Annotated in this window: 11 protein-coding genes; 9 read left to right on the top strand and 2 right to left on the bottom strand. The window is 56.9% G+C overall.

All coding sequences use genetic code 11. From position 1 onward, the window contains the following. Positions 1 to 223: 223 nt before the first annotated feature. Positions 224 to 1636 carry a polysaccharide lyase gene (locus UH5x_RS16700; RefSeq protein ID WP_482633075.1) on the top strand — a complete coding sequence of 471 codons (1413 nt, stop codon included), beginning with the start codon at positions 224 to 226 and terminating at the stop codon, positions 1634 to 1636. A gap of 7 nt (positions 1637 to 1643) precedes the next feature. On the opposite strand, the gene UH5x_RS16695 is transcribed toward UH5x_RS16700, so the two are convergent. Then, entirely contained in the window at positions 1644 to 3014 is a 1371-nt protein-coding gene (locus UH5x_RS16695) for a Gfo/Idh/MocA family protein (protein WP_047814701.1), read from the bottom strand. Positions 3015 to 3561: 547 nt separating this feature from the next. Here UH5x_RS16695 and UH5x_RS16690 point away from each other — a divergent pair. Both UH5x_RS16690 and UH5x_RS16685 read left to right on the top strand, forming a co-directional pair. Next, positions 3562 to 4836: a radical SAM/SPASM domain-containing protein gene (locus tag UH5x_RS16690; RefSeq protein ID WP_047814763.1), complete on the top strand. Its 1275-nt coding sequence runs from the start codon at positions 3562 to 3564 to the stop codon at positions 4834 to 4836. A gap of 3 nt (positions 4837 to 4839) precedes the next feature. Then, positions 4840 to 5817 (top strand): hypothetical protein, encoded by a 978-nt coding sequence (locus UH5x_RS16685; protein ID WP_047814699.1) that lies wholly within the window; start codon positions 4840 to 4842, stop codon positions 5815 to 5817. Positions 5818 to 6039: 222 nt separating this feature from the next. Here the strand turns inward: UH5x_RS16685 and UH5x_RS16680 are convergent, their stop codons facing one another. Then, positions 6040 to 7017, bottom strand: coding sequence for a TIGR03009 domain-containing protein (locus UH5x_RS16680; protein ID WP_482633074.1), 978 nt, complete (start codon positions 7015 to 7017; stop codon positions 6040 to 6042). A 338-nt stretch (positions 7018 to 7355) separates the two neighbouring features. Here UH5x_RS16680 and UH5x_RS16675 point away from each other — a divergent pair, with 338 nt between their 5' ends. The 6 genes from UH5x_RS16675 (at position 7356) to UH5x_RS16650 (ending at position 16849) form a co-directional block, all read left to right on the top strand. After that, positions 7356 to 9860, top strand: a complete 2505-nt coding sequence (locus UH5x_RS16675) for a PA14 domain-containing protein (RefSeq protein ID WP_482633073.1) — start codon at positions 7356 to 7358, stop codon at positions 9858 to 9860. A 7-nt stretch (positions 9861 to 9867) separates the two neighbouring features. After that, positions 9868 to 11220: a DUF1552 domain-containing protein gene (locus tag UH5x_RS16670; RefSeq protein WP_482636009.1), complete on the top strand. Its 1353-nt coding sequence runs from the start codon at positions 9868 to 9870 to the stop codon at positions 11218 to 11220. 170 nt (positions 11221 to 11390) lie between these two features. After that, positions 11391 to 13019, top strand: coding sequence for a protein adenylyltransferase SelO (locus UH5x_RS16665; RefSeq protein WP_482633072.1), 1629 nt, complete (start codon positions 11391 to 11393; stop codon positions 13017 to 13019). A 175-nt stretch (positions 13020 to 13194) separates the two neighbouring features. Beyond that, the gene (gene surE / locus UH5x_RS16660; RefSeq protein ID WP_047814694.1) at positions 13195 to 13956 is read left to right on the top strand and encodes a 5'/3'-nucleotidase SurE; all 762 of its coding nucleotides are present in this window, start codon (positions 13195 to 13197) and stop codon (positions 13954 to 13956) included. 113 nt (positions 13957 to 14069) lie between these two features. Beyond that, positions 14070 to 16232 (top strand): dockerin type I domain-containing protein, encoded by a 2163-nt coding sequence (locus UH5x_RS16655; protein ID WP_482633071.1) that lies wholly within the window; start codon positions 14070 to 14072, stop codon positions 16230 to 16232. A gap of 125 nt (positions 16233 to 16357) precedes the next feature. After that, the gene (locus UH5x_RS16650) at positions 16358 to 16849 is read left to right on the top strand and encodes a DinB family protein (RefSeq protein ID WP_482633070.1); all 492 of its coding nucleotides are present in this window, start codon (positions 16358 to 16360) and stop codon (positions 16847 to 16849) included. The last annotated feature ends 119 nt before the right edge of the window (positions 16850 to 16968 follow it).

The raw sequence follows: 16968 nt of genomic DNA, 5'->3' as shown, positions 1-16968 counted from the left end.
GCCTCGCAAAACGGACGTTTGGCTGACAAAGCGGGGCCAGGCAGCCTCCGGTAGAATGGGCACTCTCTCACCCCACCTGCCTGAGCTCTCGTTCAAGGACTCCCCCATGCGATGCGTCTGTCGTCAATCGTTGGTTTGTGTCGTGGTTGCCCTGGGCTGGTTGGGCTTGGGAAATCTTGGGACGCGGAGCTGTGTGGCCGAGGAAACTCCTTCGCATGAAAGGGTGGCAGCCTCACTCGCCCGAGCGACCAAGTACATGTCGACCACCGTTGCCGATCATGGTGGGTACGCGTGGGTCAGCAGCGTGGATGGAAAACTGAGTCACGGGGAAGGTCCCTGCGACCAAGACCGTGTCTGGGTCCAACCACCTGGCACACCGGCGGTTGGAGATGCCTTCCTGCGGTCGTTTGTTCAAACCGGAGACTCGGTGCATCTGCTCGCTGCCTTCGAGGTCGCCAATGCACTGTTCGACGGTCAACTGGCTTCGGGCGGATGGGGGTACTCCATCGATTACAGTGCCGAGCAACGCGCCCAGATTCCTTATCGAACCGGTGTCCGGGCCGATGCTGGAAAGATGGCTCACACGCCAGAACCAGGCGGGTGGGAGATCTGGCGAGCCAGAAAATGGAAGCACAACCGAACCGTGCTCGATGACGACACGACCTCAGCGGCGCTGTCGTTCCTGTTGCATCTTCAGGAAACCATGCGGGAAACCAACCAGTCCGCCTCGCCTACTTTGGCTCGGGCGATCGATGTTGCCTTGGATTCCACTCGTTTGTCGCAGTATCCCATTGGTGCTTGGAGTCATCACTACGACCGCCTGCCAAGCCAGTCGCCAAGCGTTTCGCACTACCCGATCTTGCAGGCGAGTTATCCCGACGATTGGTCGCGAACGTGGACCAAAGATTACGAGGGATGTTACATGCTCAACGACAACATCACGCAGAACATGATTCGCACGATGTTGTTGGCCTGGCGAGTCACCGGTGACGATCACTTTCGAGACAACGCGATCCGGGGCGGCGAGTTCTTGCTGCGTGCGCAGATGCCTGAACCGCAACCCGCGTGGGCTCAGCAATATGACCGACAGATGCACCCGGTTTGGGACCGCAAGTTTGAACCGCCAGCGATTGCCGGGGCTGAATCACAGACTGCGATCGAAGTCTTGATGGATTTGTATGAAGCCACCCAGGACGCCAGGTTCTTGAAACCGATCGAACCTGCCATCGCGTACTTGAAAACCTGTTTGCGACCCGATGGCAAATTGCCACGGTATTCCGAGTTGAAGACCAACCTGCCGTTGTATTTCAATTCGGACTACGAGCTGACCAACGATGATTCCGAGATGCCGGATCACTACGCGTTTGTTGGGGCTTCTCGCTTGGATTCGTTGGAGCGTCGCTGCCAAAGAATCCGTGAGGGCAAACCCAAAAAAGCCGCCTCGATTCCCGCGATTCGAATCGCCGAAATCTTGGCGGCTCAGGATGTCGATGGAGGTTGGCGGGAACCGGGTTTCGTGCGCGATCCCGAAGGCCGCAAAGTGACGCCGAAAGAAGGCGTCATTCATTCGGCCACGTTCGTGAAGAACGTTCGGGTACTATGCGACTACCTGGATTCCATCGCGGCCAACCCTTGACAGGCTGTTAGCCCATTTCGATTTCGTAACCTTCGCGGTACGGGCGAGCCAGCATGGAGTTGGCTTGTTCGTCGCCCACGATTTGCTCGGTCGCGTTGTCCCATTTCAGTTCGCGGTCCAAGCGAGCCGAGATGCCGGCCAGGTGACAGACGTTGAGCATTTCCATGTGCGTGTGCACGTCGGAGATGGGCTCGAGTCCTTCGCGATGGCAGTGCAAGAAGTTGAACCAATGGGCACGACGTTCGTTGTGCTCGATCGGCAGGCCTTTGTAGACCTTGGAGATGGCGTCTTCGGGCAGCGGGTTGTCGGCCAAGTCTTCGACCGGTTTGCCGGACAAGTTGCCACGACTGACAAAGATGCGACCCTTTTCGCCTTCGATCAACACGCCGTTGCGAGTGTCATTGCGAATGATCATTTCGGTGCCGCCAGGGTAGGCGACCTTGAATTGAAACGCAGTCGCGGTGTTGTAGCGATCGATTTGAGCCGGCTTGCCGTCTTTGTATTCGACGGGGTGCTCGGAGGTTCCACCGATCGACACGGGGCCTTCGGTTTGACCGTTCAGCTTCAACGCCCAGTTGCAGATGTCGACGTGGTGAGCGCCCCAGTCGGTCAGTTTGCCGCCGGAGTATTCGTACCACCAACGGAATTCGTAGTGACCGTTGGATTGCTTGCCGTTTTCTGAGCGACGGTAGTCGACCTTGGGTGCTGGGCCAAGCCAGAGATCCCAATCCAACGCTTCGGGTGGCGCCGCGACTGGCAACGCTCCGCTGGTGGGAGCTCCACCGATGGCGGCTTGCACGCGATGAATTTTGCCGAGGCGTCCTTCGTTCACGATCGCCATGGCTTTTGTGAACTTATCGAACGTGCTGCGCTGTTGCGTGCCGACTTGAACGATTCGCCCCGTCTCTTTCTGCACCTTGCGAATCAATTTGCCTTCGTCGATCGTCAACGTCAGCGGTTTTTCGCAGTAGACGTCTTTGCCGGCGTAGAGGGCTTCGATCAAGGGTTTGGTGTGCCAGTGATCTGGGGTCGCGATGTGAACGACTTTGATGTCATCCCGTTCCAGCACCTTTCGGTAATCCGAGTGCATGGCGGCTTTGCCACCACTGAATTGGTCGTTGGCTTGTTGAGCGCGGCTGGAATCAGCGTCCGCGATGGCGACCAAGTTCAGCCATTGTTTGGCGGAGTTCAGGTTGCCACGCCCCATGCCGCCGGCACCGATGAGGCCGATGTTGATCTTGTCGTCGGCGATTTCGTCGGCCAACGAACGAGGTGACCAGGCGAAGTAGGGCGTCATGGCCACGGCGCCGGCGGCCGCTTTCAAAACCGTTCGACGATTGGTGGGAGCGGTTTCAGGTTTGGGTCGATGCTGGTTCAAGGGGGGAGCCTCAAAGGAGGAAAGGGGGCTGGCAAGAGAGGCGAGATGGTCGCCGCTGGCGGTCGATGAGGCGGATCGTTGCCTCGGCAGACGCCGCTTCTTCGTGAAATCGATTCTTGCAGTATACTCGAATGAGTCGACCAAAATCGAGTCAACGTGAATTCCTGCACCGGCAATGGACGCCGCAAAAAGGGCTCATTTTCCCACTCAGGACCCACTGGAGGACTGGTTTCGCGTCGGCGGCGTGAGCCAGGATTGCTTCGCCATTAAGATGAGACGGCACCGACACACCTAGTGGTCTGTCACAGCTAAAAGTTAGGGGTGATCGTAGTGGACGAGGCCACGAGTCCTTGGTGTTTACGCCAGTTCAGGACTCGTGGCCTCGTCCACTACGCTAAAAACAAGTTCTGACAGACCACTAGCTGAAATCGCCGAGTTGCGAGTGGGACTCGCGCAAAACGCCTGGACTTTTGACAACGAATTTGGTCGCCTGAAAGGCACCGAAGATTCAACGCCCCAATTGATTGAGATACCGATGTACCTCCGAATGGCCAAACGATTCGCGATAGAAACCGACAAACGGTTGCTCGCCAAAGCCGTCTGGGCACTTGGCGTGAAAGGGTTGAGAAGTGTTCACAAGCACAAACAACGACTCAAACGCGGCGAGTTCTTCCCGCCGTTTTTGTATTTGTCGGTGATCAACAGTTGCAATTTGCGTTGCCAGGGCTGCTGGGTCGATGTCGGGGCGAAGCAGCACAAGATTGAATTGGATGCTGCCAATCGAACGATCGAACAAGCCAAGGCGATGGGCAACAGCTTCTTCGGCATCTTGGGTGGAGAGCCCTTCATGCACAAAGAACTTCTGGATTTGTTTGAAGCTCATCCGGATGTCTATTTCCAGGTCTTCACCAATGGTCACTTCATCACCGACGAAGTCGCGGCGCGTCTTCGTAAGTGTGGCAACGTCACGCCGCTGATCAGCGTCGAAGGATCGGAGATCATCAGCGACACTCGGCGGGGCCGCGATGGGGTTTTGAATCAAACCATCGCCGGCATTGAAGCCGCTGTTCGGAACAAGTTGTTGGTCGGTGTTTGCACCAGCGTTTGTAAATCCAACATCGACGATCTGGTCCGCGACAAATGGGTCGATCGATTGATCGAGATGGGAGTGATGTACACCTGGTTCCACATCTACCGACCGGTCGGTCCCGAACCCAATCCGCAGCTGGCACTGTCCAGCGAAGAGCAACGTCGTGTGCGTCAGTTCGTTGTCGACACGCGAGCGACCAAACCGATCATCGTCATCGATGCTTACCACGACGACGCGGGCAACGCGTTGTGTCCGGCGGTCACTGGGTTCACGCATCACGTGGGACCTTGGGGCGACATCGAACCGTGTCCCGTGATCCAGCTCGCAACCGAATCGATTCACGACAGCAAACCGCTGAAAGAAACGTTCAACGAGTCGGGCTTCCTGCGTGACTTCCGCGAATTGACGGCCCAGAACACTCGCGGGTGTGTGATCATGGAACGCCCTGATCTGTTGCTTGAATTGGCTGACAAGCACGGGGCCCGTGACACGACGGCTCGCGGCAAGGTGATGGAGGAACTTCGCAACGTCGAACCACGACGCAGTCAGTATCAACCGGGTGATGAGATTCCTGAACGAAGCTTCGTTTATCGTTGGGCAAAGAAGTACGCGTTCAACGACTTTGGAACGTACGGCAAACATTACCAAGAGAGCCAGTATCGCGATCCGGATCAACAGCCGCCGAAGTCATCGGCGGGACAGCCCGATTCTCAATTGCCGGTGCTCAACTGATCGATGATTGTTCCGGAGCATTGGGCGGAAGCGAGTGATCGCATTGAGGGGGCAAAAACCAAGCGGTTGGTGAAGCGGTTCGGTTGGTCGGATGTCAGCGTGGAAGAGGCACAGCAGCACGCGAATCAGCGAGTTGCGGATGCCATCGCCGAAATCAAACGCGGCGAGATGTTGCCGTTCACCGAGCCCAAGGTGGCCTACAACGGTGCCGACGGATTGCCGATTCGCGAGGAGATCATCGATCGCCGCGGTGACGCCGTCCTGACTCGCAACGCTTACGGCGCGTTGTGTTTGAACACGCCCGATGTTTTGTTTGCCGATGTGGATGTGCCAGAATCGAGCGGCTGCATGACCTACGTGGTCGCGTACGTCGTCAGCGTGGTGGCGCTGTCCGTCGTGGCTTTTCAATTGGACATCACCAACCCCATTTTTTTGGTGCTGTTCTTGTCGATGTTGTCGGCAGCGATCTTTGGCAGCCTGATCGAAACGGTTCGCCGCCGGATCAGCGGCACGCCTCACACGATGGCACGCAAACGCATCGCCGCCTTTGCGAAATCGCATCCCCAGTGGAAGTTACGCCTCTACGAAACACCCATGGGTTTTCGGGTGTTGGTCACCCACGCCACGTTTGATCCACGAGGGGCGGAAGCACTGGACTTCTTTGATCGGATCAAAGCCGATCCGGTTTATGTGCGGATGTGCTTCAACCAAAATTGCTTCCGCGCTCGAGTGTCGCCGAAGCCATGGCGAGTTGGGATGAGCGAACACCTGAAGCCGCGTCCGGGCGTGTGGCCGATCGAGCCGGGAAGATTGCCGGAGCGGCAGGCTTGGGTGAAGCAATACGACCAAGCGCGGAGGCAACACGCGGCGTGTCGCTACGTGGATTCGTTTGGCAACGGACGTCCGTGCCGAGAAGCCAACGAGGTCCAGCGATGGCACGATGAGCTGTCAGCGGCCAATCAAGATTGGCCGATCGCTTAGCAACAATTCGTAGCCGGATTCGCCAGAATTCGGTGAGCACGGCGGTCGCGAAGGAACGCCGTGTGTCACCGGAGGGCTCGCGCCCTTCCGCTACGTCACTTGTTGTTCACGCGTTCCTTAGTAGCGAAAGTCGTCAAGACTTTCGGGATTTCGTCAAGCAAATCGAAACTCTTGACGAGTTTCGCTACCTGAACTGAACGATGCAAACGAACTTGCTCGGCTCTACTGACGGCGAGCTTCGTTTTCGCCTTCGGCCATTTGAGGTGGCCCGTTGTAGTTGTCCCGGAAGACTTTCCAGTCCGACGGTGGTTCTTGATCAATGAAGTTCTGCAAGAACATTCCGAAGCTGGCTTTGATCGAGTTGCGTTTGACGTTGGTGAACTCGTAGTGGTCCCACTTCGGTTGCGTCTTTTGGTTGAAGTTGGGAGCGTACATGATCAAGGCTTGTGGCAAAAACGTTTTCGCATCCAAAGCGATCTGAACGACTTTGTATTGAGCGCGATCGGCTTGGTGTTTCGGGTACGCCGCGATCAGGATCAATTCCGGTTTCGGTGACTGCATCGGTTGGACCCAGTACCGTTGCTTGATTTGTTTGGCGTCCGCGTTGAACACAAACGGCAGTGGGCTTTCGATGATGTGTTGCCCCTGCATGTGAGGCGGCAACTGTTGGATCTTGCACTGCTTGGTGGCATGATCGAACTCTTTCAGTTCGGTGCCGGTGCAAACCCAGTGTTCGCCGTGCAGACCTTGTTTGGCCGAGTACTTGGGCTTCCCGTTCTCGTCTTTGCCGTCGTAGCTGACGACCGCTTTGACTTGGAACAATCCTTTGTCTGGGTTGGCGTATTTGATGACGCCTTCCGCTTTGTTCGCGTAAATGCCAGCGGGTGCGGCAAACAGATCAAAGTGCCAACGTTTGAAGTCACACTCAAGTGTCTTGGTGCCTTTGCTTTGTTGTTCCCAAGCGGCCAGGATTTGATCGAGGCGTTGTTGTTCCGCGGCGCTGAGCGGTGGGAAAGGAGCCGCGTTGGGCTGTCCTTGTGCCGCGTTTTGCGGTGGCTGAGCGGGTGCGGCAGCTCGGCCTTGTCCCATCGCTGGGGGGGGCGCTGTGACCACGAAGCCAGCAACGCCCATCAAAACTGCGAGGAACGCTGCACGTGTGGAGAACGGACGGCAAAACACCGAGAAATTCAAACGCATCATCCTTGACGCTCGTATCAAATAGGGAGGCGGACCATCGGGTCAATCGGATGGCCCGTCCAATTGGACGGGGACCGACTGGATCTGGGGAATCCGATTCGCCGAGCCTATCTGAATGAACCATGTGGTTGAAAGGCCGAAAAACAGTGTTTTCAGCATCAGCGAGAAGCGGAAACGTGCTGTTTCGAGACGAATTGGGGGGCGACACCCGCAAAATGCAGCTTTTCGGGGTGTTTCGTCCGCCTAAGTCGCCTAAAATGCAAAGTCCTGCCTTGGTGAATCCAACGTCAGTTTTCTGACACCCACCCCGGGTTCCCGTCCTTTCCCTACCCACTGAAATCATGCGACGCATTCCAAAATTGGTACGCGCCTCCGACTTCTCCTGCTCTGGCTTCTCTTGCACTGGCACCTTGGCTGGACTGGGGAGAAGACGTTGGATGGGTGTGGCTGCCTCGTTCGCAATCGTTGCTTTCATGGCGTTGCCGATTTCGGCCGCTGAGAGCACCTCGTTCGATTCAGCGATCGCGGACAATCCGATTTTGTCTGCGGGGCAAAAGATCTATGCCGAACAGTGTTTGCAGTGTCACGGCGAACAAGGCGTCGGGACAGAGGATTACTACCCGGACCCGTTGATGGGCGATGGTTCGATCGGTGAGTTGACCGCAATCATTGTCGACACGATGCCGGAAGAAGATCCCGACCTTTGTGTTGGCGATGACGCTGCCGCCGTGGCGGCTTACATCCATCATGCGTTCTACAGCGAAGCAGCCCAGATTCGAAATCGTCCGCCACGTCAATCGTTGCAGCGTTTGACCGGGACTCAGTTCCGTCAAAGCCTGTCGGATTTGTACGCCCAATTCGCGGGTTTGCAAGAAACGACTTGGAAAAGACACCAGTCGGAACGCGGGCTGTCGGTCGCGATTTACGCGGGCAAGGGTTGGAAGAAAGAAGACCGAAAGATTGAACGCACGGACCCGGTCGTCGATTTCGAATTTGGCAAGGAAGGCCCTGGCGATGGTGTGGCATGGGACGAGTTTCATGCTCACTGGGATGGTGGATTGCGTGTCGAGCAAACCGGTCGCTATGAGATCGTTGTCCGCAGCAAGACTTCCTTCACGATGGACTTTGGTCACGATTCCAAACAATTGATTGACAACCATGTTCAGTCGGAAGGTCGCGATGAGTTTCGTCGCCCGCTGATGTTGACGGGTGGTCGCATCTATCCATTGAAGATCGATTTCAATCAACGCAAACGAAAAGGCGAGACACCACCAGCCAGCATTTCGTTGTCTTGGGTCCCGCCCGGCGGGGTGGAGACGATCATTCCGGCCTCCGCGCTTGTGCCGGGTTGGAATCCGCCTGCGTTTCAGATGTCGACCACGATGCCGCCCGATGACAGCAGCTATGGGTTTGAGCGAGGGATCTCGGTCGATGCGGCGTGGGATTCCGCCGTCACCGAGGGTGCGATCGAGTTCGCAGGTGCGATGCGAGACCCGTTGTGGACCGACTATCTCCAGAAACACCGCAAGGACAAAGGCTCCCGGCAAGAAAAACTAAAAAGCTTCCTGATGAACTTCGTCACCGTTGCTCACCGCGGAAATGCGGAAGAGGTCCAGCCCGAACGCATCGTGGTGCCTGCCATCGAAGCGTTCGAAGACGAAACCGACATCATCAAGTCCGTTGTGTTGATGACACTGAAGTCACCTCGCTTCCTGTACCCGAGCCTCGATGCGGATCGAACGGTTTCGCAACAAGTGGCCAATCGATTGGCACTGGTTTTGCACGACTCGCTCCCGGCAGACGGTTGGTTGCAGGTCCGAATCGACAAGGATCACTTGCAGGACGAAGGTGCGATTCGGCAGGCAGCGGAGCGGATGCTCGATGACGCTCGGACTCGCGTGAAGCTGAAGCAAATGCTCTATCACTGGATGGAGCTGGGTCCCGAAGACGATCTTCGCAAGGATGACGAGAAGTACCCCGGTTTCAGCGAAGAGTTGATCGCGGATCTGCGGACCTCGTTGGATCGCTTCTTGGATGAAACGGTGTGGAGTGAAACCAGTGATTTCCGTCAGTTGTTGGCGGCCGATTGGGCTTTCACGAACCCGCGTTTGACGGACTTTTACGGGGACGCCTGGAAACCAGCTGAGTCAAACGAAGAAAACGTGGATCAGAAAGACGGATCTGACAAATGGACCCGATCTGTTCGCGATCCGAACATTCATGTGGGTGTGTTGACGCATCCGTTGGTGATGGCTCGTCTGTCCTACCACGCGGCGACGTCGCCAATTCACCGGGGCGTGTTTTTGATTCGGCATGTGATGGGACGAACCCTGCGACCACCCAATGAAGCGTTCTCGCCACTCAGCCCTGATTTGCATCCTGATTTGACGACCCGTGAACGCGTGGCGTTGCAAACGAGTCCTGAGAGTTGCCAGATTTGCCATTCACGAATCAACCCGCTCGGGTTTGCTCTTGAGCAATTCGATGCGGTGGGCAGGTTTCGCGAAAAGGATATGAACAAAAACGTCAATGCGGCGGGCAGTTACCTGACTCGCGATGACAAACGAATCGAATTCGAAGGGGCTCGTGGATTGGCCGAAGTGGCCGTCGCGAATCCGGACACACATCGAGCCTTTGTGACTCGGATGTTCCAGTACTTCGTCAAGCAACCGGTGGCGTCGTACGGTGCCGATCGCTTGGATCAATTGACCGAGTCCTTTCGGCAATCGGACTACAACGTTCGAAAGCTGTTGGTCGAAATTGCCGTGATCGCGGCGAGTGATGCGTTGCCCGATTCAGGGCAGAAGAAGAAACAACCCAAGAACAACCAAACGGCGGGAGCTTGAAATGAATATGGAACCCACTGCACCACGCAAACCATCGAAACGTCTTTCGCGTCGTCGGTTCTTGCAACGCACTGGCATCAGTGCCGCGGCGTTGAACTTCACGATGAACTTGCCCAGCTTGGCTTTGGCGGCTGACGCGACGCCACGTCAACGGTTGATCATCGTCTTCAGCCCCAACGGCGTGATCCCAGATCACTTCTGGCCGAAGGGTGACGAAGAGAAGTTGGAATTCAAACGCATTCTGAAGCCTCTGGAACCGTTCGCGGATCAAACGCTGACGATCAAGGGTTTGTGCAACCAAATCCAAGGCGACGGTGACGGTCACATGCGCGGGATGGGATGTTTGTTGACCGGGATCGAGTTGTTCCCCGGTGACATCCAAGGCGGCAGCGACACGCCCGCGGGTTGGTCGATGGGGATCAGCATCGATCAATTCCTCAAGAACCAACTGCAAGCCGATCCATCGACGCGAACTCGTTTTGGTTCGTTGGAATTCGGTGTGATGGTTCCCGATCGCGCTGACACTTGGACTCGCATGTCTTACGCGGGAGCCAACCAGCCGGTCGCTCCGATCGACGACCCGTACAAGATGTTCGACAAGTTGTACGGGCAAGCCAAGAACCGTGAGTTGCTGGCAAGTGTTTTGGATGATTTGACCGACGATTTCAAGAAGATTGAATCGATGGTCAGCATGGAAGATCGGCACCTGTTGCAGCAGCACGTGGAATTGGTTCGCAAGGTCGAGAAGGACCTGAAGATCGAATTGGAAGCGAGCACCAAAACGGTGGGGCATGCGGTTCCAGAGTTGACGCCCAACGTCGAAGTCCAGAACGACAACATGCCCGAGATCACTCGAATGCAAATGGAGTTGTTGGTCAGCTCGATGGCGGCCGACTTCGCTCGCGTCGCAACGTTCCAAATCACCAACAGTGTCGGCCAGCCGCGGATGCGTTGGTTGGACATTGATGAAGGGCACCACGGGTTGTCACACGAGCCCGATTCGAACGAGGACGCGTACGAGAAACTGATTCGGATCAACACGTGGTACTGCGAGCAAATCGCTCACTTGGCCAAACGTTTGCAGGACACGCCCGAGCCCGGTGGCAGTGGATCGATGCTGGACAACACCACGATCATCTGGACCAACGAGCTTGGCAAAGGCAACTCGCACACCCGGAACGACATTCCGTTTGTGTGTGTTGGCGGCGGTTTGGGACTGCGAACGGGACACGCCAAGGATTACGGCAAGGTGTCCCACAACCGATTCCTGATGACGATTGCCGAGCAAATGGGCTTCGCCCAGAAGAGCTTCGGGAACCCCGACTTCTGCGGGGACGGATCGCTGACCGGACTCGTGTAAGCACGTCTGAGTAAGTTTTTCTGCATCACTCCCTCAGCCGGATCTCGCTCGTTGTCTGTGACAGCGAGTTGTTCGGGTAGCGAAACTCGTCAAGAGTTTCGACTTGCTCGACGAGACCCCGAAAGTCTTGACGACTTTCGCTACGGCGAGAACTTCCATGAGTTGTTCGCGTGACATTTGATCTGACGTTTGACAATCGATTCACGCGAGATTTGCCCGCGGATTCAGAGCCGCGAAATTTCACTCGCCAAGTCCATCAGGCGGGGTTTTCGCGTCTGAAGCCGACGCCGGTTTCGGCTCCGAAGTGGGTGGCGGGTTCAAAAGAGGTCGCGGACCTGATCGGCTTGGATCCCAAGTGGTTGGGATCGGCCGAGCTGACTGAAGTGTTGGCGGGCAACGCGCTCGCCGAGGGCATGGATCCCTTTGCGATGTGCTACGGCGGGCACCAGTTCGGAAACTGGGCCGGACAACTGGGCGACGGCCGCGCGATCAATCTCGGCGAGGTTGTCACCGCAGACGAGAAGCACTGGACGCTGCAACTCAAAGGGGCCGGGCTGACGCCGTATTCTCGGACCGCGGACGGTTTGGCGGTCTTGCGATCGAGTGTTCGCGAATTTCTTTGCAGCGAAGCGATGCATCACTTGGGAGTGCCAACCACTCGGGCGCTGAGTTTGGTGCTGACGGGCGAGAAGGTGCTTCGTGACATGTTCTACGACGGGCATCCGGAACATGAACTGGGCGCGGTTGTGTGCCGAGTCGCACCCTCGTTCATTCGGTTTGGCAACTTCGAAATATTCGCCTCGCGGGAAGACACCGAGACACTGCGAGTGTTGGTGGAACACACGATTCGTTCGGAGTTCCCTCACTTGCTGTCCAAGTCCGAGCCAGATGCCGAGATTGGCCCCGACGTGATCGCGGCGATGTTCGAGGAAGTTTGCCGGACGACTGCTGAGATGGTGGTGCACTGGATGCGAGTCGGCTTTGTCCACGGTGTCATGAACACCGACAACATGTCGATTCTTGGGCTGACGATTGACTACGGCCCGTACGGTTGGCTGGAGGACTACGATCCTGATTGGACGCCGAACACCACCGACGCGCAAGGGCGAAGGTATCGGTACGCGCATCAGCCTCAGATCGCCCAGTGGAACTTGGTCGCTCTGGCCAACGCCTTGGTCCCGTTGGTCAAGGAAGCGGAACCGCTGCAGCGTGGGATCGCCGTTTATGTCGAAGAGTTCCAGCGAAGTTGGCACTCAATGATGGCCGGCAAGTTGGGGCTGTCGAAGTACGAGAGTGAGACCGATGACGAGTTGGTGGACTCGTTGCTGACGTTGTTGCAATTGGCCGAAACGGACATGACCATTTTCTATCGTCGGTTAGCGGACATTGAATTGGGAACGCCCGAGGCACCAAGGGCACTGGAGCTTGCTGCCGTGCTCCGTCATCTTTCGGAGGCTCACTACGTTGCCGACGAGATCACCGATGAGTATCAACAGGCGATGATGGATTGGATTCGATCCTATCAAAAGCGAGTCTTGTCGGACGGCGGTTTTCCGGCGGACGACTCGCAGCGGCGGCAACGCATGAACGCGGTGAACCCGAAGTACGTTTTGCGAAACTACTTGGCTCAGTTGGCGATTGATGCCTGTGACAAGGGCGATGATTCGTTGGTGACGGAGTTGTTGGAAGTGCTCCGCCGTCCGTACGACGATCAACCGGGGAAAGAACGCTTCGCCGAGAAGCGACCCGAGTGGGCGCGACACCGTCCGGGTTGTTCGATGCTGTCGTGCAGTTCATAACCTAGTGCTCTGTGACAGCGAATTGATCGGGTAGCGAAACTCGTCAAGAGTTTCGACTTGCTTGGCGTCATCCCGAAAGTCTTGACGACTTTCGCTACGGTGATGCCTTCCTCTTTTTGCTGCCCCGAGTCTCTGGATTGGTTCGAGCCACGCACATCGATGGACAATACTTCTCATGCGAATTCTGTTAACGAATGATGATGGCGTTCATGCCCCAGGTTTGGCGGCGCTTCGCCAACAACTGCGTCACTTGGGCGAAGTCATCACGGTGGCTCCGGCAACCGAACAAAGCGGTGTCGGCCATTCAATCACTTATCTGACACCGTTGGTTCCAAAATCCATTCACCGCGATGGCGTCCATTGGGCGTGGGCGGTGGAAGGTTCACCAGCCGATTGTGTGAAGCTTTCGCTTGCCGAATTGTTTGCTGAAGAGCCCATCGATTTGGTGGTCAGCGGCATCAACAACGGGTTGAACGCGGGCATCAACGTTTTGTACTCCGGCACCGTTGCGGCTGCGATTGAAGGTGCGTTCTTTGGCGTGACCAGTGTCGCCGTGTCGCTGGAGAACTCCGACGACAACGACTTCGACGCCGCGGCGGTGATTGCTCGCAATGTTATCGGCGAAATCGTTCGGCACAAAGAATCTCAAGGCGGGCTGTTCAATTTGAATGTGCCCACGGCGGCGACGGAATCGGCCAGCGAAGTGAAGGTGGTGCCGATGGGATTGGCTCAATATGGACGTCGTTACGAAAAACGTCAGGATCCCGGTGGACGCGACTATTATTGGGCATTGTGGACGCAGCCCAACAAACCGCCTGCGGAAATGACCGACGTGACCCAGCTTCGCGAGGGGTATGTGACGCTGACCCCCCTGTGTTTCAACTTGACGCGGGAGGATCTGCTAGGCGAGATGAAGGACTGGGATCTGCGTCCGTGATTCCACTCAATTCGTTTTGCGCGTCTCGCTTCGAGTTTGCCGGCTCGTAGAATGCTCCTGCGTGGCGGACCAAGACAGGACCGACACGCTGCTTTTCTAATCGAGCTGGATGCATGCAGAACTCTTCCCGACGCCTTCGCGTTGAAAACCTGGAACATCGACGCCTGTTGGCCGCCGATTCCATGATCGGTCCGCAGCACCCCGATGCTTGGGGCGAAGTATCGGTGGAGCTCGATCCGATAGCAGGGGAGGGAGATTCCACCCGAGAGATTTCAGGCCGCGAAGCGGAAGGCGAAAGTGTCCTCCAAGTCCGACTGGATTTCTCGTTGGACAGCAGCAACTTTTTCACGACTCGGTACCCGCAAGCCAAAGCGGTGATGCAGGAAGTTGTGAACCAAGTGGTCGATCGATTCAACGACACGTTGGCCGCGGTCAATCCACCGAGTCGATCTCAGATTCAGTGGCAACCGGCGGTTCTCGATCCGCGGACGGGGGCACTGACCTCTTTGCCGCAATCGTTTCGAGCGGCGGCCAATGAAATTGTCGTCTACGTTCGCGGGAACAACCTGACCGGGCTGACTCGCGGCTTGGGCGGCTACAACTCCTTTGGGGTTGGTTACAACTGTCCCGACCAAGCCTGCGTCAATCAGGCCAACGCGTTCATCAGCAACCTGACCACTCGAGGCGAGACCGGTGCGGCGGCAACGACGCCCAGTGACTTCGCACCGGTGGTGGGTGCGATCACGATCGACACGCGGAGCGAAGTGGATTGGAATTTCGGAGCCGTTGATACTGGCGAATCCGGTCAATCGGACTTCCGTGCGGTGGTGGCGCATGAGTTCGCTCACGTGTTGGGTTTTGGAACGGCACCTTCTTTCAATCGCTATGTTTCCGGCGGCCAATTTGCGGGCCCCAAGGCGAATGCGATTTACCCGGGTTCCGCGAATATTCCAATGAATGGCAGCAGCCACTTGGCCAGTTCCGTTCGCGACGTGGTGCCGACGACGATGACCAATCATTTCGACGGCATGCTGAGTGATCTCGACTACGCGATCTTGGATGACATCGGTTGGGAACTCACACCTGACACCAGGCCAACCGTTCAGGTCACAACAACGGAGCAAACCGTTCCGGAATCGGCAGGCACGGTGGCGATCGTTGCGACGCTGTCCGCCGCACCATCCCAGAGCATTTCGGTGCCGGTGGTGATCTCGGGAACGGCATTGGCGAGTTCGGACTACACGGCCAGTCCGGCGGCGTTCAACTTTGCAGCGGGCCAACGCACTGCGACGATGACCGTGAACGTGGTCGACAACACCACCAACGAAGGCGTGGAAGCGTTGACGATTCGGTTGGCTGATTCGAGTGTCGCCAAACTGGGCGCCGACATTGAAGCGTTGATCACAATCCTCGACGACGATGGATCACCGGTCGCCCAAACACAATTGAACTCGGCTGATTTCAGTAGCACGCCGATCTCGGTGCCTGGAAACAACCAACCGGTTGCCTACCTGTTTCGCGCGTCCGCGAACACGACGCTGCGAGTGACCAAGGTTGGATCGACGGCATCATCGGAAGCGTTCTTTGTGCTCGATGAAAACTTGCAGCCAATTGGGGAGTACAGCGGCAGCGGCGATTTGTCGGTGACGCTGTCTGCCAATCAGAATTACGTGTTGCGCTTCGAATCGCGGTCGGCCGCGGAGCAGTATCAAATCGCTTCGACCGCTGGCTTTCCGAGCATCAGCAACGACAGCCCCACCAATCTTTTGCAACCAGCGGATGTGACGGGCGATGGCGAAGTCTCGGCATTGGACGCGTTGCGGGTGATCAATGCTTTGAATGCGGCCGGGGTATCCGAAATCAACGTCGGTGACGAAGTGTTGGAGCAGGGGAATTACTACGACGTCACCGGTGACGGGAAGGTGACGTCACTCGACGCACTTCGAGTCATCAACTCCCTGTCGAGTTCGTCCACCGCGAATGCGGAGTCTGATTTGGCGATTTCATCAGAGGTCGCGTTCGCAGCAGGGGACGCGAGCTCAGGCGAAGCGAATGCCAGTCAGGCTGACTCGCAGACTACTGGTGGCTTGGAACTGAATGGATTTGTGCCGGCCGTGGTGTCCGTTCGGTTGTCTGATCACGATCACTCGCATGACGACGAGACGGTGCACGATGACATGCATCATGAAGAGTACATGGGAACTTCATCAAGCATTCTCGCACCCGCTTCGGTGGATTCGTTCTTCGTTGAGTTCGGGGCGAGTTGCTTGGCTTGAGCCGCGGTATCGAGACACGCTTGATGCGTTAGACTCACCTCGCAGGCTCGCTGGATCTTCCTCGGATTGAATTCAGCTTCGTCCAGTTCGGAGAGCCCACTCCCTTTCATGTGCAGGAGATTGCGGTGCAGGTCAAAGATGCGATTCGGTCGACGATGAACTTGAGCGACATGGTCTTTCGTGGTTACCTTGGCGACCTGGAGGACGCCGATCTGATGCGTCGGCCGGGGCCGGGGTGCAATCACTTGGCTTGGCAAGTCGGGCACTTGGTCGTGGCGGAAGTCAACATGCTCGGCGGCATGTTCCCGGACTACACAACCGAACTGCCGGAAGGCTTTGAAGAAGTCCACGGGAAAGACAACGCGAGCTGCGAAGACGCGTCTCAGTTCAACACGCTCGCTGAGTACTTGGAGCTGATGACCAAGGTTCGAGCCAACACCTTGGCGGCTCTCGAAGCGATGGACGAGTCCAAGCTCGATGACCCGGCACCGGAACAGATGCGAGCGTTTTGCCCGACCGTGGGTGACATGATGATCCTGATCGGGATGCACCCGATGATGCACGCCGGTCAGATCGTTCCCGTTCGTCGCGAAAGCGGCAAACCGGTTTTGTTCTGAGTGGCCGCTGGGATGTTCTGACGTAACAGCAGGAAGTCATCCAGGCACGAAGAAAGCCGGAATAGCTTGAGGGCTGCTCCGGCAAAACAACAAGCCTCCCCGCTCCCCGTGAAGCGGTC

The sequence above is a fragment of the Rhodopirellula sp. UH5 genome (genome assembly GCF_056839225.1).
This window is presented reverse-complemented; position numbering and strand designations above follow the sequence as displayed.